16 protein-coding genes, 1 riboswitch and 1 other annotated feature are annotated in these 17,203 nt (G+C 47.2%); of the genes, 9 read left to right on the top strand and 7 right to left on the bottom strand.

Going from position 1 to position 17,203, the window contains the following annotated elements:
• Window positions 1-9: 9 nt before the first annotated feature.
• Window positions 10-195 (bottom strand): hypothetical protein, encoded by a 186-nt coding sequence (locus tag KNO96_RS11170; protein WP_214703739.1) that lies wholly within the window; start codon window positions 193-195, stop codon window positions 10-12.
• Between the two features lie 140 nt (window positions 196-335).
• Between KNO96_RS11170 and KNO96_RS11165 the strand changes: the two genes are divergently transcribed.
• On the top strand, window positions 336-791 hold the full coding sequence (locus KNO96_RS11165) for a hypothetical protein (RefSeq protein ID WP_214703736.1): 456 nt from the start codon (window positions 336-338) through the stop codon (window positions 789-791).
• 11 nt (window positions 792-802) lie between these two features.
• On the opposite strand, the gene KNO96_RS11160 is transcribed toward KNO96_RS11165, so the two are convergent.
• From KNO96_RS11160 to KNO96_RS11150, 3 genes are all read right to left on the bottom strand, one after another.
• On the bottom strand, window positions 803-1,435 hold the full coding sequence (locus KNO96_RS11160) for a YitT family protein (RefSeq protein ID WP_214703733.1): 633 nt from the start codon (window positions 1,433-1,435) through the stop codon (window positions 803-805).
• Between the two features lie 248 nt (window positions 1,436-1,683).
• Window positions 1,684-3,807: an MMPL family transporter gene (locus KNO96_RS11155; protein ID WP_214703732.1), complete on the bottom strand. Its 2,124-nt coding sequence runs from the start codon at window positions 3,805-3,807 to the stop codon at window positions 1,684-1,686.
• 91 nt (window positions 3,808-3,898) lie between these two features.
• The gene (locus tag KNO96_RS11150; RefSeq protein WP_214700973.1) at window positions 3,899-4,699 is read right to left on the bottom strand and encodes a hypothetical protein; all 801 of its coding nucleotides are present in this window, start codon (window positions 4,697-4,699) and stop codon (window positions 3,899-3,901) included.
• Window positions 4,700-4,829: 130 nt separating this feature from the next.
• Here KNO96_RS11150 and KNO96_RS11145 point away from each other — a divergent pair, with 130 nt between their 5' ends.
• On the top strand, window positions 4,830-4,994 hold the full coding sequence (locus tag KNO96_RS11145) for a YycC family protein (protein ID WP_214700972.1): 165 nt from the start codon (window positions 4,830-4,832) through the stop codon (window positions 4,992-4,994).
• 14 nt (window positions 4,995-5,008) lie between these two features.
• On the opposite strand, the gene pulA is transcribed toward KNO96_RS11145, so the two are convergent.
• Entirely contained in the window at window positions 5,009-7,006 is a 1,998-nt protein-coding gene (gene pulA, locus KNO96_RS11140) for a type I pullulanase (RefSeq protein ID WP_214703731.1), read from the bottom strand.
• A 68-nt stretch (window positions 7,007-7,074) separates the two neighbouring features.
• Between pulA and KNO96_RS11135 the strand changes: the two genes are divergently transcribed.
• Window positions 7,075-7,566, top strand: coding sequence for a YajQ family cyclic di-GMP-binding protein (locus KNO96_RS11135; protein ID WP_026824501.1), 492 nt, complete (start codon window positions 7,075-7,077; stop codon window positions 7,564-7,566).
• Window positions 7,563-8,141 (top strand): metallophosphoesterase family protein, encoded by a 579-nt coding sequence (locus tag KNO96_RS11130; protein WP_214703729.1) that lies wholly within the window; start codon window positions 7,563-7,565, stop codon window positions 8,139-8,141. The genes KNO96_RS11135 and KNO96_RS11130 overlap by 4 nt, the downstream gene beginning before the upstream one ends.
• Before the next feature lie 44 nt (window positions 8,142-8,185).
• Here the strand turns inward: KNO96_RS11130 and argS are convergent, their stop codons facing one another.
• Entirely contained in the window at window positions 8,186-9,868 is a 1,683-nt protein-coding gene (gene argS / locus KNO96_RS11125; protein ID WP_026824503.1) for an arginine--tRNA ligase, read from the bottom strand.
• Window positions 9,869-9,926: 58 nt separating this feature from the next.
• Window positions 9,927-10,138, bottom strand: a binding site (T-box leader).
• A gap of 154 nt (window positions 10,139-10,292) precedes the next feature.
• On the opposite strand from argS, the gene KNO96_RS11120 reads away from it, so the two are divergent.
• Together KNO96_RS11120 and KNO96_RS11115 are read left to right on the top strand one after the other, a co-directional pair.
• Window positions 10,293-11,972 carry a GGDEF domain-containing protein gene (locus KNO96_RS11120; RefSeq protein ID WP_026824504.1) on the top strand — a complete coding sequence of 560 codons (1,680 nt, stop codon included), beginning with the start codon at window positions 10,293-10,295 and terminating at the stop codon, window positions 11,970-11,972.
• 98 nt (window positions 11,973-12,070) lie between these two features.
• A riboswitch (SAM riboswitch) is annotated at window positions 12,071-12,166 on the top strand.
• 67 nt (window positions 12,167-12,233) lie between these two features.
• The gene (locus KNO96_RS11115) at window positions 12,234-13,517 is read left to right on the top strand and encodes a Na+/H+ antiporter NhaC family protein (RefSeq protein WP_026824505.1); all 1,284 of its coding nucleotides are present in this window, start codon (window positions 12,234-12,236) and stop codon (window positions 13,515-13,517) included.
• Between the two features lie 17 nt (window positions 13,518-13,534).
• Here KNO96_RS11115 and KNO96_RS11110 read toward each other — a convergent pair whose 3' ends face one another.
• Complete coding sequence (locus KNO96_RS11110; protein ID WP_214703727.1) at window positions 13,535-14,179, bottom strand: TVP38/TMEM64 family protein; 645 nt, start codon at window positions 14,177-14,179, stop codon at window positions 13,535-13,537.
• A 225-nt stretch (window positions 14,180-14,404) separates the two neighbouring features.
• Here KNO96_RS11110 and trhO point away from each other — a divergent pair, with 225 nt between their 5' ends.
• The 3 genes from trhO (at window position 14,405) to KNO96_RS11095 (ending at window position 17,203) form a co-directional block, all read left to right on the top strand.
• A complete protein-coding gene (gene trhO, locus KNO96_RS11105; protein WP_026824507.1) occupies window positions 14,405-15,346 on the top strand; it encodes an oxygen-dependent tRNA uridine(34) hydroxylase TrhO in 942 nt (313 codons plus the stop codon).
• A gap of 117 nt (window positions 15,347-15,463) precedes the next feature.
• Window positions 15,464-15,889, top strand: coding sequence for a divergent PAP2 family protein (locus KNO96_RS11100; protein ID WP_026824508.1), 426 nt, complete (start codon window positions 15,464-15,466; stop codon window positions 15,887-15,889).
• A gap of 90 nt (window positions 15,890-15,979) precedes the next feature.
• Window positions 15,980-17,203, top strand: coding sequence for a PucR family transcriptional regulator (locus tag KNO96_RS11095; protein ID WP_214703726.1), 1,224 nt, complete (start codon window positions 15,980-15,982; stop codon window positions 17,201-17,203).

Genomic DNA, 17,203 nt, shown 5'->3' with positions numbered 1-17,203 from the left:
CCTATTTCATCATATTTCCCTCGTCTTATTTTTCGCATAGTTTGTCACGTATACAACTCCGATGACGAATAACGTCAAGATTGCAAGACCGTTCACCAACGTCTTGAGCGTGTGTAGCCCATCAACGTTGTTCACGACCATCACTGCCATGAGTAATACGAGGATACTAAAGTTGACAATATTTCGATTTTTCATAAGATGCACCTCTCATTTCTAGTCATCCTCCATGATATCATCATCAGTGAATAAAAAGTTATTTTTTGTATGTTTTAAACAAATACCTCATTTATACTAAATGAAAATGTATAAATTGTTCAGTGAGGTGAAATTCGATCATGTTTTTACTGCCACAAGATCGAAAAGGCCGTTTTATCTTCAAGTGTATTCTCGGCATGAGTCTTTTTCTACTTTTTATCGGACGAAGCGAAGTCCCTCTACCCATTCACGCAACGACTTCTTTCGTCCCATTCGAGATTCAAAGCCCCACGCAGCTTCCTTTTGTCACCGATAGTGAATATGCTCATCTCGTCAGCTTAAGTCGGGTCGAACTCGTTTATCAAAATGATGAGCAGTCTATTACCGTATGGGCAACTACTGAACTAGGATGGCACCATACTGAAACGTGGGAAGCATATGCTCAAACCATTCAAGGTTCTCCTGTATATCTCAATGAGACCGATGAACTCACCGTGCTCAGTTGGCAACAAGATGGCGTCGAATATGCAATCGACTACAAAGGAGATCAACTTTCGAAACAAGACTTGTTTGACATCGCAGTTTCGATGAACTAAAAAAAACGACCTCACGCGAGATCGTTTTTTGGTGACCAATTTGGCACGACAGGTGCCGCTTTCGGCTCATCGACGACGAGCATCTTTGTGACGACCCGTCCGGCGATTGACACCGCGACGAGCGTATACAATGCGCTCGATAATGGTAAATAGATGAGTGAAATCCCAAGGACGATCACATCAAAGATAATCAAAATCGTGCCGACCGACACACCTGTCCATTTCGATAAGCCAATGGCGAATAAATCGTCGCCTCCGGTAGCTCCACCTGACTTCAAGACGAGACCGAGACCATATCCGGTCAAAATCCCACTCGCGATGGCAGCGAATAACGTCGCCGGCCATACTTGAATATCAAACGTGAGCAAATCGAGACGGTCCCACATCGCATAACTGAGCGATAAGGACGAAGCGGCTAATACCGCCTGCCCGACAAAACGCCATCCTTTCCACCATAACGCGATGATAAAAAATGGAATGTCGAGCACGATCATCGAAATCGCCGGGTCGATATCAAATAAATAACGACCGAGTAGCGATAATCCGACGAACCCACCTTCCGCCAAACCAAACTGTTCATTCAAATAATAATAACCGAACGCCATGATTAGCGTTCCGAGCACTATGGTAGCAACTCGTTTCATTCCGATTGTCCTCCCCGTTCTTGACGGAGAGGAGGATCCTCAGTCGTAGCCGCGGTTCCATCTGTTCCATCTCCGATCTTCCGTTTGTTGATTGATACACGTGATTGTGATCCTTCAACGCTAGAAGTCCGGAAGTTGGAACAGAGGCCATGTCCTCTCGGTATCCATAAAGACCTTCCTTTCTCAAATTGCGCGTAATCTTGTACACAGTTTACCACACATTTTGATTTAGTTGCTGAATGTTACCTTTAGTGCATGTTACGTTTCGGTAAATCTTTCTTCCCGAACCACCACCAGTTCCAATCCCCGAACAGTTTCATGAGGGACGGAACGAGCAGGATCCGGATGATGGTCGCATCAATGAAGATGGCGAGCGCAATCCCGACTCCGAGCTGTTTGATCGGACTGACGCCTGTGAAGGCGAACGCACCTGTGACAACAATCATAATGATGGCTGCCGAGGTAATGATTTTACTCGTTTTCGCCAGTCCCATCTCCGTCGCGTAGTCATTGTCACCCGTCTCCCGGTAATATTCTTCGATTCGTGAAACGAGAAACACCTCGTAGTCCATCGACAACCCAAAGACGAGCGAGAAGATAAAGACCGGAGTCAAAATACTGATTGTCTCGGCGTCATACACATAGCCCGACTCAAAGATGATGACGAGCAGTCCGAACGTCGCCCCTAGACCGAGCACGTTCATGAGAATCGCTTTGATCGGAATCAAGATAGAACGGAACGCCCACATGAGGATGAAGAATGTCGCCAAGATGACAGTGATGACCGCATAGGGGATACTGTCATAAATTTCGTCGTAAATCTCTTCATTGAAGGCTGCCGGTCCACCGACTTCGAACCCTTGATTTCGCCAATCGCGTACGAATGCTTGCGCTTCTTTGTCGCTCGGAGGTACATCAAAGCTCACGTTGACGAGTGCCAAATCCGTATTCCCGTCAAGTGTGACGAGGCGTTCAAGCGGAGCGAGTTGTTCAGGTGCCGCCAGGGCGAGTTGCGTAAACGTCTCCGGTGTTAACCCCGATGTCGTCAGGAAAGTCGAGACGTTATCGACGATGTCGACTTCATTCAACTCATCCGTGAGACTCGTCAATTCCTCTAAAATCATCGGATCGGTCAAATCGTTCGCTTCGAACAGAATGACCGCATCGGTCGAATTATCCCCAAACACATCATCCCATCGCTCGAGCGCAGCTCGTGATTCGTATGAGGTCGGGAGCGCGTCGGCATCTGGTATGTTCAACTCTAAATCGCGAACGAACCAAAGGCTCGGTAGTAATAACAACAATGCAACGAGTGTCATCGTCACGGGACGCTTCATCACGAAGCGGGCAAGCTTTTGCCAACGCTTTTCAGAACGGGTCTCATCAGACTTGATGATCCGTCCTTTATTCAAGGCCTCACCGACTAAGTAAAGAGATGACGGCAAGAGTGTCAGTGCCGATAACACCGCCCCTGCAACCGCAATGAGTGCACCGAGTGCGATTGCCTGAAAAACGTCGACCTGGATGAACAATAGGCCGGCCAATCCGACAAATACACAAAGTCCCGAGAAGAGAATCGACCGCCCGGCCGTCGCAACGGTTCGTATGATGGCCTCTTCTCTCGATTGTTCACGCGCCAATTCTTCACGATACCGATTGACGAGTAACAGGGAGAAATCAATCCCGAGCGCGATGGCAATCATCGCTACAGCATTCAGGACAAAGATGGATAATTCCATGTTTTGTGCAAAAAAGAATAGTGATCCCGCCGCCACAATGAATGTAATCAACCCGACGAGTAACGGCATGAGCGCGGCGAGTGGTGTGCCAAAAACGAGCAACAACACAACAAGCGCAACCGGAATCCCGATTAACTCTGCCCGAATTAAGTCATTTTTTGAAGCCTCATTCAAATCGTCCGCAAATACGGGTTCTCCCGTCAAGCGGACTTCGGTATCCGTGTCCACGATGAGCGCGTCTCGGACGGCATCAATCGAGGATTCCGCCGCATCGTAATCTTCGAATTCCAGCACGAAATAGGATACGTCTCCTGACCGGGCGTCTGGGTTCTCTGCCGGTGTGATCACCCCGTCAATCTTTGGAATCGCTTCAAAGCGTTCCTGTTGTTCGTCCATAATCGCATCTAGGTCTCCACCTTCGAATAAGACGATCATGGATGCCCCTGCCCGATCAAATCGTTCATTCAATGTATCTTCCACTTGTTGGAACCGTCCGTCTTGAATCGCAAAACCGTTTCCTTTTAATTCACTCGGAAGCTGCAATCCAAAATAAACTGACCCCGCAATTAAAATTGCCCAAACGAGTAGCACCCCATATCGAAAGCGAATTAACTGCCTACCCAACCATTCCATCCTTGTCACTCCTCCCTCTCTAACCATTTACTTCCCGTTTCTCTCTCCATTCATCATCACTTCACAAAAAAATCCTGAACCCGTGCTCGGTTCAGGAGCTTTGTCGTTCAAAAACTTGAAGCCAACTATGACAAAATCTTGGTGGTGCAGATAAGACGACGAGACGATCGCCTCGGTCATCTAATAGCATAACTTTCAATAATTGATTGTCTGCACATATGCTTGAACAAAATAACTCTTTATCCCGGTGAAATAGCTGAAACGACTCCGTCGATGTGATGGCCGTCGTTTCTCCGACTTGATCGAGAATGACCGTGTCACGGTCTCCTTGGTAGGGAATGCGCCAGTTTTCATTCGTTATCACATTCTCTACTAAAAAATGATGTGCTTTTTCATCGAACAGGGTCACACATGTTTCAGGTGTGAATCGTTCGAAATCATACGTCCCTTGATAGGCCAGCTCGATGATGTCCCCGAACATCGGGACTTCTTCGTAACGACTATACCGAAACGTATGATCGTCAAGGTTCAAAGCCACGACATCCGATTCGGCTGAATATAAGAAGATGTCATTACCTTGCCAATGGTGCAGATTGCTAAACCAATCTCCGTTGAATCTTTGTGGAATCGCATGTGTCTCCATCGTTCCTCGTTGTAAATCAATGACTCCGTAAAATCCTCTTTCTTGAAACCAAGCTACGGCACGCGTCGTGTTCGGCTCCACATATAGGGCGCACGGTGTCCATATCCAGTCAATCTCCCAGCGAATTTGAGACGACTCGTCAAAGAACAAAAAGCCGGTTTGCGCCAAGTACAACATCCAACCTTCACCGACACGTTCTAACCATTCGATCGTTTGATGAAATTGAAAGTCTGCTGTTTGTTTGTACATTTGATCACTTCCTAATTTCAGCTTAGCAACGACCGAAACGAAATTCGATTTTGAATGTGTTCGTTCAACACATTTCTTATTTTCCTGTATACTGACGGTATAGAATTATGGTTTAGAAAGGAGAATTCCAATGCGTCCATTACAATTATCGCCAGAGACCGCTGTTGAGCTTGCGAAAAAATTAAACGTCCCGCTCGAAGAACTGATGCATATGCCGAAGCACATCCTCGTCCAAAAAATGATGCAACTCGAAGCATCTCAATCAGAGGGAGACACACCAAAGGAGACGGATTAACGTCTCCTTTTTGATTACTGCTCTTTACGTTTCCGCTTCTTCGATACATACCAGAGACCGCCGATCACGGCGAGTGCAGCACCACCGGCCACAGCGTATTTGCTGTAATCCGGGCGACGCTCGGTCACAACAAGTGTCGAAAGGGGTGCCACCGTCATGTGGCGTTCTTCGACTTGGCGCGGTGCCGTCAGATTGACGGTATGGTCTTCTACGTTCACCTCAAACTTACCAGACGGGAGTTTGACCTCGACCGCCTCTTCAAGCCCGTTATGATACACGATGTGTCTTTCTACGTAACCCTCTACATGGCGACTCAATTCAAACGCAATCACGCCTTCTTCTTCATCGAAGAAACGTAAATGTTTTCGAATCTGTTCCGTGTTCTCGAGGCGGAAGAGCGGATATTGCTTCCGCAAACGCAAGAGGCCTTTGACATATTCTACACTTGGTGCTTCTTGTTCCGCTCGTGTCCAGTCCACACGGTTGACGACTTCACCTGAGTTAAAGCTGTTCTCATCCCCGTCTTTTGTCCGGAAGAACTCCTGGCCACTATGGAGGAACGGAATCCCTTGTCCAAGAAGCACAATCGATGTCGCTAAGCGGTGACGGCGACGACGTGTCGTCTCATCATCTTCTGGATTCGTCACAGACAGCTTGTCCCAAAGTGTCAAATTATCATGACATTCCACATAGTTGACGACCTGGTTCGGCTCATCGGCGAAACTTTGGCTCGTGATTCCACCAGCAATCCCTCGTTTCACGTCTGCTGTCATGTCCGTGTTTCCACTCACCCAGCCCGGCAAGTCTTCGATGAAGACGTCTCCTCGGACACCGTCTCGAATCCCGTCATTGAACTGGGCAATCCGCGGCATTTTGTGCGCATTATGTTGGTTCGCTTTTTTACGGACTGGAAGGGGCGTATCCAAATCCCAACCTTCCCCGATGACAAGGATTGATGGGTCGACGCGGTCGAGCGCCTTTCGAATCTGATTCATCGTCTTGACGTCATGTAGTCCCATCAAATCAAAACGGAACCCGTCAATCATGAATTCTTTGGCCCAGTACGTGACACACTCGACCATGAGCTTACGCATCATCGCGCGCTCGGATGCCGTATCGTTCCCGCATGCCGAACCATCTGCTAGTGTCCCGTCTTCGTTTAATCGGTAGTAGTAGTCAGGGACGAATTGACCGAGCGGCGTCGTCAACGCATCGTACGTATGGTTAAATACGACATCCATGATGACACGAATACCCCGGTCATGGAGAGATTGAATCAACGCTTTCAGTTCAACGATTCGCGTTGCCGGATCGTCTGCCGTTGAAGCATAGGAGCCTTCGACCGCGAAATAATGTACCGGGTCATATCCCCAGTTGTAGTTATTTTCGCTTTCACGTGATTCATTCACTGACCCATAGTCAAAGAATGGCATCAATTGGAGATGCGTGATCCCTAGCGATGTGATGTAATCGAGACCGGTCGGATAACCGCTCGTTGTCGTCGTACCCGTCTCGGTCATGCCTAAAAATTTCCCGCGATGCGTAGCCCCACTCTCCGGGTGACTCGTCAAATCACGTACGTGTGCTTCGTAAATGACCGCTTCTTGTGAAGAATTGAATAGCGGACGTTCTTTGATCCAATGATCCGGGTTCAAGGATGTCGGATCGAGCAGACATCCACGTTTCCCATTCACTCCGACGACTTTCGCATAAGGATCGAGCGATTCAACTTTCTTTCCATCAATCATTGCTTCAAATACATAAAATTGACCTTCGCATAAGGCACGATCGAGTTCAATGACCCACGTCCCTTTCTCGGCCGGTTCTAGTTCAAGTCGTTCAAACTTTCGGGCACGTGCTGTACGGTATAGCTTGACCGACATCTGTTCCGCGACCGGAGACCAGACACGTAGTCGAATCTGTTCTCCTTTGAACGTCACCCCTAGGTCTTTCCCGTGATAGGCAACGTGATCTAAGTCTACATGTGTATGTTGATCCATTGTACGTTCCATCTCTTCACTCCTTCACTGCTTCAAATCTGCTATCATTATAACAAAACCACACAAAGGATGGATGAAACATGGCAAAAGACAATTCTTTCGATATCGTGTCAGAAATGAATCTTGAAGAAGTAAAGAACGCAATCCAAATTGCGGAAAAGGAAATTTTAAACCGTTATGACTTCAAAGGGTCAAAGAGTGAGATGTCCCTCGACAATGGCGACCTCGTCCTCATCTCGGATGACGACTATAAACTCGAGCAATTAAAAGACGTTTTGATCACGAAATTGATCAAACGCGGTGTTCCGACAAAAAACCTCGACTATCAAAAAGTAGAGCACGCACTTGGCGGCACGGTGCGTCAACGCGTGAAATTGAAGAGCGGTATCGATAAAGATGACGCAAAAAAAATCAACAACGCCATCAAAGAATCAAAATTAAAAGTAAAATCACAAATTCAAGACGACCAAATTCGTGTCACGGGTAAATCACGTGATGACCTCCAGGCCGTCATGCAACTCGTGCGTGAGCTCGAGTTGTCCGTCGATGCCCAATTCACGAACTTCCGATGAAACTCGCTATCATCAGTGATCCGCACGGTTCGTTTGATGATTTAAAGGCTGTTCTCGAGCATGTTCATCGCGAAACGGAGCACATCCTCTGTCTCGGCGACCTATATGAGTGCCATATCGGAAAAAAGCGACGCCATGAGCGGTTTCATCATGTCGAAGACGTTGTGACGTACGACCCAAATTATGAAGCGTTACTGACCTTCCCAAGTCTACGGGGCAATCAGGAGGAGCGAATCGACGAGGTACTCGTCATCGACCATCCTGTGAAAACACGAATTTCCTTGTTACCCGAACAGACGACTCTTGGAGAGGCACGCTTTTTACATGGGCATCAAGTCAAATGGAACGAGGACTGGGAACCGATCGTCGAGAAAGGGACATACCCGCTCGTCTTCATCGGACACAGTCACATTCCGGGTATTTATCGAAAAGGTAAATCTCTTCCATGGGAAATCGGGACACCGTTTCACTTGAAGAAAAAACGATATATTATCAACGTCGGCGCCGTCATCTTTGACCGGGAATGGTGTCTATATGACACGGAAGCCCGAACGGTGACACGGATGAAAGTGTGAGCATAGGAAAAGGACCTCAATTTTTTGAGGTCCTTTCGTCTGTCTTACATTTCTCCTGGAGCTTCGACACCGAGTAAACGGAGTCCTTCCGTCAATACGAGCGTCACTGCCTTGACGAGAGCGAGACGTGACTGTTTGCCCGCATCGTCTTCTAGGACGCGGACATGGCCGTAATACTTGTTGAACGCTTGCGCGAGGTCAAGTACGTAACGGCTGATGATGGATGGTTCGCGGCGTTCATGAGCACGAGTGATGACGTGCGGGAACGCGTTGAGCATCGTGACGACATTCCATGAGTGGTCATCGTCTGCACCGGCGAACGGTGAGCCATCATAGTTTCCTTTACGAAGGAGTGAGTTGGCACGGGCATTCGTATATTGAACGTAAGGTCCTGTCTCGCCTTCAAATTTAAGCATGCTGTCGAGGTCGAATTCAATGTTGTTGATGCGTTCATTCTTTAAGTCGTGGAAGACGACTGCACCAACACCGACCATACGGGCAACGTCTTGTGCGTTCGCAAGGTCTGGGTTCTTCTGTTCGATGTTCCCTTGTGCCTTTTCAATCGCTTCTTTCAAGACTTCTTCAAGAAGAACGATGCGTCCTTTACGTGTCGACATCTTCTTCCCTTCCTGCAAAATCAAGCCAAACGGTACGTGATGCATTCCGTCTACGAAGTCGTATCCAAGCTTACGAAGGACAGAGAAAAGTTGTTTGAAATGGAGCGCCTGTTCGCCACCAACGACATAATTCGCTTGAACGAAGTTGTACGTCTCGTAGCGATAAATGGCCGCTGCCAAGTCACGAGTCGCGTACAATGTTGCGCCATCTTTCTTCTTAATCAAGCATGGTGGCAAGTTCTCGTCTTCGAGTGAGACGACCATTGCGCCTTCACTTTCGACCAATAGATTTTTCGCTTCGAGCATCTCGACGACGCGTCCCATCTTATCGTTATAGAACGCTTCACCGTTGAAGCTCTCGAACTTCACACCGAGGAGGTCGTATACTTTTTGGAATTCTTTGAGTGACTCGTCACGGAACCATTGCCAAAGTTCTGTCGCTTCCGCATTGCCATCTTCGAGTTTTTTGAACCAGGCACGACCCTCATCTTCGAGTTCCGGCTGTGTCTTCACCTCTTCATGGAAATGGACGTATAACTTCAAGAGTTCTGCAATCGGGTTGGCACGAACCGCTTCTTCATCGCCCCATTTCTTGTATGCGACCATCAGTTTTCCGAACTGTGTACCCCAGTCTCCAAGATGGTTGACACCGACGACGTCATATCCGTTTTTACGTGCGATTTGGTTGATCGCATTCCCGATTACTGTCGAACGTAAATGCCCCATCGAGAACGGTTTCGCAATATTCGGTGATGAAAAGTCTGTCACAATCGTTTCATTGCGCGTCGCATGTGTTGCATAATCCGACTTCTCATCGAGCACCGTATTAATAATTTCTTTTGAAACGACATCACGGCTTAAGAAGACGTTGACGTAAGGTCCCGCCGCCTCGACTTTCGTGAACAATTCATCGTTTAATTCATTCGCGATATCTGTCGCAATCATGACAGGTGCTTTCCGGTAAGCTTTCGCCAATTGAAAACATGGGAAGGCGAGGTCACCGTGCGCCTCGTGTTTCGGCTTTTCAATCAGTGCTTCAATTTGGTCAATCGTAAGTTCTTCTCCGATGACACGTGATAACGCTTCTGCGTACTTGCGTTCATAACTCATTTGTATGTCCTCCTTCTTTTATTGCAGCTCATAAAAAAAACGCCCTTTGCAATAGATGCAAAGAGACGGGAATTCCCGCGGTACCACTCTTCTTGCCTGCATGATGCAGACCGCTTTATGGTGATAACGGTTCCCTCCGGCTACGCCTACTCTCATTTCGGATAGCATCTCAAAAGTGCGTTTCGCGACGTTTGTCAGCCCGGGCTCTCACCAATCCCCGAATCGCTTTGTTGACCAAATCGTCGTTACTCTCTTTTTCATCGACATTCGTCTATGCGGTTGAAAAGCAACTTCATTATAGAGGATATTCCCTGTATACTCAATGCTAGAATTCAATCATGATAGAAGAGAAGCAGGACTCTCACGAAATCCTGACGAATCTTTACTATTATATCTTGAAATTTCCCAAGCTAGGAGGGAACATATGAACCACTTTCGCAAGATGTCCGTGCTCGGCTGGAGTATATGGAGCGTTTTATTCCTCTTCACCATCGGATTATTTGCATTGGATATCCTGCACGCCCCGACCATCGATCCGTTGTCGTTTATTTTAATCTCATTACTCGTCATCATTTTTCAACTCGACTCAATCGAAGTCAAAGGTGTGTACTTCACTTTTTCTGAGAGTATCGTCTTAATCTTATTTTTATTTTTTGGATTTGAAACGGCACTCATCGTCAACCAAATCGGATTGTTTATTTTTCAATTTGCCAATCTGAAACCAAAAGTCGCCATCCGTCGATTCCGTTTCACTTATCCTTGGAACGCCATTACAGCTTATTTAGAAATTGTTATTCCGGCAGCTGTCTATCTCGCCATTGGTGGCGAGACCGGACTTGACTTTTATTCACAGGAATCTTTTGTTCCACTCGCCGGACTGTTTCTTGCAATTTTCTTAAACACCGTGTTCCAAAAATATCAGGTGAAATGGTGGTTCCGTGTCGACATCGCCTTGAGCGACTTTATGAAGATTGCATTTTATACGTACGTCGTCAGTTTGATCTTCATTTTAGCGGCGGCGTTGTTCCGAGAGACCAATCTACTTGTCGTCAGTAGCATCGCGGCTGCATTAACATTTTTTATTAAGCGGCTCCTCATTCAAAAAGAGCGGCAAGATGCATTCAAATCGTTGATCGAACAATACGATGAAGCAAAAGAAGCCGTCTCCTTGTCACAGAGTGAGGCGCAAGCCATCGAAGTTTTTTTAAGTCAGTGTGAACAATTGAATCACTACGATGAAGGATATGTCGAGTTCAGATTGTTCGATCGTATACTCTACTTTGATTTGAAGACACGTCAACCAATCGATCGACCAGTCGTATACGCACTACTCGACATCAGTCAACCGAATGACCCCGTCCTCGACTATGAGATGCGATTTGAATGGGATGCCTCACTTTCCGATGCTTTCCATAATGACTATCATAGCTTCGTCTCTGTCCGCTCGGAAGAAATAGAAGGAATTCGTACATGGATTGTCATGACCGGCGAGCCGGTTTATGGATATCCAAAAATCATTCAGCAGGAAATCATCAAACTCTTAAAGTCGTTCAATCGGACCATCAGTCGGTGTCATGAACGAGACCGTCTCTATACCGAGAGCCGGACGGATAGTTTGACGCTTCTCGCAAATGCACGCGCATTTTATGAATATGGGATTCAACAAATATCCGATATCTCGATGTATCCGATTTCGGTCGCCATGCTCGATATTGATTTCTTCAAAAAAATCAATGATACGTATGGACATCAAGTCGGTGACCACGTGTTACAAGAATTCGGGCGACGAATTCGACAAGTACTTCGTACAGATGATTTTGCCGCACGATATGGCGGGGAAGAATTCATTTTACTCCTCAACCAGTGTGATATGACCCAAGCGATTGAAGTCGCAGAGCGCATTCGTCACCAAATCGAAGCAAAACCATTTTGTGTCGACCAACACGAAATTTCTGTGACCACGTCGATTGGAGTCGATACGATTGAAGCGTTTGGAAATAAGCGTCTAGATGATACGATTCGAAACGCAGACCGCGCGCTGTATGTCGGTGGGAAATATGCAGGACGTAACCGCGTGGCACACTTCAACAATTTAACGACGTAAACTCCCCTTTCTCACATCGAATTGGGGAGTTTTTAAGTTGACAACTAGATTCGAAACAGGTACGTTAAGGAACGTGTTTGATAATGGAATAGACTAACTTTTTATCGAGAGAGACGGAGGGACTGGCCCTGTGAAGTCTCGGCAGCGGGGAACCTGTGCCAAATCCAGCGGGCGTATTGCTCGAAAGATGAAAAGGGTATTTCGCACGAAGGACCTTTTTCTCAGAAAAGGGTCCTTTTTATTTTTAATGAGGTGATTATTTTGGAACAACCAACAGCAAACAAATGGGCACTCTTGCCGTTGCTCGTCTTCTTACTCTTCTTCATCGGAGCGGGTGTCTATTACGGGGACTTTTATAAGTTTCCAGTCCTCGTTGCGGCCATCATCGCCTTGATGGTTGCAGCATTCATGACAAAAGGAAATGCTACCCAAACCGTCGAGCGCATCGCTCAAGGAGCCGGCAATCCGGGAATCATCATTATGATTTTTATCTTCTTACTGGCCGGCGCATTTTCAACCGTCGCTGAATCAATCGGCGCCATCGATGCAACGGTCAACGCTGCGTTGACTCTCTTACCACCATCGCTTCTTTTGAGCGGGCTCTTCGTCATTGCCGCCTTCATCTCCATGGCGATGGGAACGTCGACCGGGACGATTGCTGCACTTGCACCAATCGCACTCGGTATACATGAAGAGAGTGGTGTCAACGTCGCCATCGCTGCGGCAGCGGTCGTCGGGGGTGCGATGTTCGGGGATAACCTCTCGTTTATCTCAGATACGACCATCGCTGCTGTGCGGACACAACGGACGAATATGCGTGATAAGTTCCGAACGAACTTCTGGATTGTGTTACCGGCCGCAATCATCACAACCATTTTACTCGCCGTCTTATCGAACGGTGAATCGACTGTCGATGTCGCTGCATTTGAGTGGTATAAACTGATTCCGTATCTCGCGGTGATCGGACTAGCGTTAACAGGACTGAACGTCATTCTCGTTTTGTTAGGTGGGATTACGCTCACGGGTATCATTGGTCTACTTGACGGAAGCTTATCTGTGACAGCGTTTGTGACAGCCATTGCGGACGGGATGATCGGCATGGCCGAAATCTCGTTCTTGACGTTACTCATGGGCGGACTTGTCGGACTCATTTCACATAACGGCGGTCTCGCATATTTACGTGATGCCTTGACGTCACGCATCCAAAAACGGGCCGGTGCTGAATGGAGTATCGCCGGTCTTGTCAGTGCGACAAACGTGGCGACGGCGAACAACACGATTTCCATTCTCGTAGCCGGACCGCTTGCAGCGAACATTGCAGACGAATATGACATCGAACGGAAAAAGTCTGCTAGCGTGCTCGACATCTTCTCGTGCGGCGTACAAGGGATTCTCCCATACGGAGCACAACTCCTCATTGCCGCAGAGTTGACGGAGACGGCATCGCCTGACCTCGTCCCGTTCATGTTCTATCCGTTCCTCCTCTTTATTTGCGGAGGGATTGCCATTGCTTTCAACTTCCCGCGCTTTAAAAAACAGTCATAAGCGAAAACACCCCTTTCTCAAAGGGGTGTTTGTCGTTTGGTCACCATCTCTTGTTTCAATTGCTCGTTCCGTTTCTTGAACGCCCGTCGCTTGAGCACTTCCTCAAGCCCTCGACTGATGGCCCATAGTATGACTAAGAGCAGACCGAGCATCGACAAGCGAAACGGGCTTTGAATAAATTCTTCCCACTGGTCTCCGATGACAGAGAAAATGACGACGACGAGCAGTTTACCAAATCCCGCTGCTAATATGAACGTACGGAGCTTCATTTGGATGAGCGCCAGTAAATAGGTAATCAAACTGACCGGGATGAACGGGAGTGAATATAAGAACCCGAGCGAAATCGGGCTCATGTGATTAATTCGTTCTAACCAATATATCGCCGTCTTATGCTTCTCAAGCCATCGTGTCATCGGTTTTCGGAAGATGTACCGGACGGCCGCGAAGACGACAATCGTTCCGAGAAGACTCCCGATCCACGACAAGAGAACACCTAACAAAAAGCCATATGTCGCCGCATTCGCAGAAATGATTAAGACGAGTGGCAGAAAAGGGAAGATTGCTTCTAAAAATGGAGCACCAAGACCAGCCCAAGGACCACCAGGCAAACTCTGAAGCCACTCAATCAATTGGATAATGTACTGTTGGAGAGAAGTGAGCATAGTCGTTCCACCTTCAACTTTCGTTACTACTCTATTACCCGAATTCGATTTAGAAGACGCATCTCCCTGCATTCATCAAAAAAAATTAAAAACCATTTGCGAAAATCCGTCGTGATATTTATCATATAATAATGGACTTGTGGTTGCAGGCAAGTCTATTCGTCGAACGACACAACCCAACGTTCGTTTTCCTGCAAAAAACTGAACACAGGGGAGCAACATAACATGGAAACAAAACCAATGCGGGTCTTGCTGTACTATAAGTACGTCAATATCGAAGACCCAGAAACACTCACGCAAGAACATTTGAAGTATTGTAAAGATCTCGGTATCAAAGGGCGTATCCTGATTTCTTCTGAAGGAATCAACGGAACGTGCTCCGGTACATGGGAACAAACCGAGCAATACATGAATGATTTGAAAGCAAGCCCACTCTTCAGCGATATTGAGTTTAAAATCGATGAAGTCGAAGAGCATGCCTTCAAGAAAATTTTTGTTCGTCACAAGAAAGAGCTCGTGACGTGGCGCTTTGATGGTGAGTTTGATGTGCCGAAACAACACGGAGCATACCTAGAACCAGCAGAATGGAAAGAGATGATGAACCGTGATGATGTCGTCATCCTCGATGTTCGTAACAACTACGAGTACGAACTTGGTCGCTTTAAAAATGCGATCAAAATTGATGTAGAGGCTTCACGTTACATGCCGGAATGGCTTGAAGAGAACAAGGACCTCTACGAAGGGAAAACTCTTCTCACATACTGTACCGGCGGAGTCCGTTGCGAGAAATTTACAGCATATATGCGTGACCAAGGTCACGATAACATTTTCCACTTAAAAGGTGGTGTCGCGATGTATGGAAAAGACGAAGCGACAAAAGGAGAGAACTGGGACGGTGAGCTTTATGTCTTCGATGAGCGCATCAACGTCCCTGTCAACTCGGTGAACCCATCTGTCGTCTCACATTGCATGCATTGCGGGACAGAAACGGTTCGTTACGTTAATTGTGCCAACCCGGAGTGCAACGTTCAACATTTCTGTTGTGAAGAGTGTGAACCGAAACAAATGCGTTCATGCTCAAAAGAGTGTCAAGAACACCCACGCAACCGTTATATCATCGACAATATTGCAGAGAAACTTCAGGAAACTGAAGGAGTAGTCGGGTAACAAAAATCGACCAAAAGGTGTCACGGATGACTCATCCGCGGCACCTTTTTTGACGAAATCTTAACGTATAATCTGAGACGCTTTCGGGTATAGTGAAGGTACTATGTCAGACAGGAAGTGAATACTTGCATGTTTAACGAACCTTTACTCGCTGCGATTCTTGCTTGGTTTATCGCCCAAGCGGCCAAACTCGTAACTGAACTCATTAAAACACGGGATTTTGAAATTGAAATCATGTTCGCTTCAGGCGGCATGCCGAGTTCACACTCATCTACTGTCGTTGCTCTCGCTACGGCAATCGGTCGTGCAGAAGGGATTGACTCGAGTATGTTCGCACTCGCCGTCGTCTTTGCGACAATCGTCATGTATGATGCTACCGGAGTTCGCCAGGCGGTCGGGTTCCAAGCTCGTCTCTTGAATGACTACTTTAAGGGGATCAAACATGAAACCCCGCTCTTGAATGAGCTTGTCGGACATACGCCGTTCCAAGTCATCATTGGGGCTTTACTCGGCCTTGTCGTTGGATTGTTTTTTCCCATTTAATCGTTAAAGGTATGTCATTTCTCACACTCTCGATTCTTTTTGTGAAGTTTCACAAAGAAGACGGTATACTCAGAGTGAGGAGGAATCGATATGCCTTTTTTGCAGAAATCATATGAATCACTCGATACACTCGCCGAAGCGATTGGCCAAGCGATTCGAGCACCTATTACGATTGAAAATCGCTATCACCAATTACTCGCCTATAGTACCCATCCCGACTCGACCGACCCGGCCAGAATCGCGACCATTATCGGTCGTCGCGTACCTGAAGCCGTGATCGAAGATTTATGGGAGAGTGGTATTTTAAGAGAAGTCACCGTCCAAGATGAACCCGTTGTCATCCCAGCGCGGCTCTCCATCGGTCTCGGGGAACGCGCGGCAATCGTCATCAAACAACATGATGAAGTACTCGGCTATATTTGGAGTTTAGCCCGCACAAATCCGTTCACCAATCAAGAGTTGGCAATTCTACAAGAAGGAGCGACAATCGCCAAGAAACTACTCATGACAATTGCGATGCACGAACGTCGTATCAGTGCCGAGCTTGAACGTTTTTTATTAGATGTCCTTGCTTCTTCGTCGCTCTCCGATTCTAATCGCGAAAGATTGAATGAACTCGCACCTATCGCGGTCGCGAGTCGTCTAACAATCATCGAATGTACCCAACCGATCACCCCTCAACTCGCTGAGCGTCTTCATTATGTGCTCGCAACTCAAGAGGCAATCGAAGTCGTTTTACATGCCATCGATGGTCAGCAGTTACTCGTCTGGCACTATATGAAGTCTGAACTGTCCGATGAAGAGACGGAATTATTAGCTTGGGCGGAACGGTTCGAACAGTTACTTCAAGACAAATTTATCGAATCCGAACCACGACTCGGAATCAGTCGACGCTTTTTTGAGAGTGACATGTTATACGACGCAGCCGAGGAAGCAAGACGCGTCACGACATTGCGTCGCAAGTTCCCTCTCGAACTCTCGACTTCCCGTGCTTTCGAACAGATTGGAATTTATCAACTTGTCCCAGAGCTCGCACGGCGCATCGGGCTCCGACTTGAAACCCATCCGACCATCGAACGGTTGCAACATTACGATTCGTCCCATCAGACCGAACTCGTGACGACACTCGAATGGTATTTTTATTTCGAAGGCAATGTTAAGCGAGTCGCATCCCACCTACACATCCATCCGAATACCGTCCTATACCGGATTCGACGCATCGAAGAGTTGACGAATATCACTCAAGTGTCATTACCGGAACGAGCTATGATTTATTTGGCCATCAAAGCTGGTCAATATCGATTAGAAGACTAG

Origin of the sequence: Exiguobacterium sp. s89, assembly GCF_018617735.1 — a bacterium.
Classification (GTDB): Bacteria; Bacillota; Bacilli; order Exiguobacteriales; family Exiguobacteriaceae; genus Exiguobacterium; species Exiguobacterium marinum.
The sequence above is the reverse complement of the archived record's forward strand: the minus strand, read 5'-3'. Positions and strand labels throughout refer to the sequence as shown.

What these genes read in the sequence shown, in the direction of transcription:
- KNO96_RS11170 (WP_214703739.1), bottom strand. Translation starts at nt 195, where the DNA reads ATGAAAAATCGAAATATTGTCAACTTTAGTATCCTCGTATTACTCATG.
- KNO96_RS11165 (WP_214703736.1), top strand. Translation starts at nt 336, where the DNA reads ATGTTTTTACTGCCACAAGATCGAAAAGGCCGTTTTATCTTCAAGTGT.
- KNO96_RS11160 (WP_214703733.1), bottom strand. Translation starts at nt 1,435, where the DNA reads ATGAAACGAGTTGCTACCATAGTGCTCGGAACGCTAATCATGGCGTTC.
- KNO96_RS11155 (WP_214703732.1), bottom strand. Translation starts at nt 3,807, where the DNA reads ATGGAATGGTTGGGTAGGCAGTTAATTCGCTTTCGATATGGGGTGCTA.
- KNO96_RS11150 (WP_214700973.1), bottom strand. Translation starts at nt 4,699, where the DNA reads ATGTACAAACAAACAGCAGACTTTCAATTTCATCAAACGATCGAATGG.
- KNO96_RS11145 (WP_214700972.1), top strand. Translation starts at nt 4,830, where the DNA reads ATGCGTCCATTACAATTATCGCCAGAGACCGCTGTTGAGCTTGCGAAA.
- pulA (WP_214703731.1), bottom strand. Translation starts at nt 7,006, where the DNA reads ATGGAACGTACAATGGATCAACATACACATGTAGACTTAGATCACGTT.
- KNO96_RS11135 (WP_026824501.1), top strand. Translation starts at nt 7,075, where the DNA reads ATGGCAAAAGACAATTCTTTCGATATCGTGTCAGAAATGAATCTTGAA.
- KNO96_RS11130 (WP_214703729.1), top strand. Translation starts at nt 7,563, where the DNA reads ATGAAACTCGCTATCATCAGTGATCCGCACGGTTCGTTTGATGATTTA.
- argS (WP_026824503.1), bottom strand. Translation starts at nt 9,868, where the DNA reads ATGAGTTATGAACGCAAGTACGCAGAAGCGTTATCACGTGTCATCGGA.
- KNO96_RS11120 (WP_026824504.1), top strand. Translation starts at nt 10,293, where the DNA reads ATGAACCACTTTCGCAAGATGTCCGTGCTCGGCTGGAGTATATGGAGC.
- KNO96_RS11110 (WP_214703727.1), bottom strand. Translation starts at nt 14,179, where the DNA reads ATGCTCACTTCTCTCCAACAGTACATTATCCAATTGATTGAGTGGCTT.
- trhO (WP_026824507.1), top strand. Translation starts at nt 14,405, where the DNA reads ATGGAAACAAAACCAATGCGGGTCTTGCTGTACTATAAGTACGTCAAT.
- KNO96_RS11095 (WP_214703726.1), top strand. Translation starts at nt 15,980, where the DNA reads ATGCCTTTTTTGCAGAAATCATATGAATCACTCGATACACTCGCCGAA.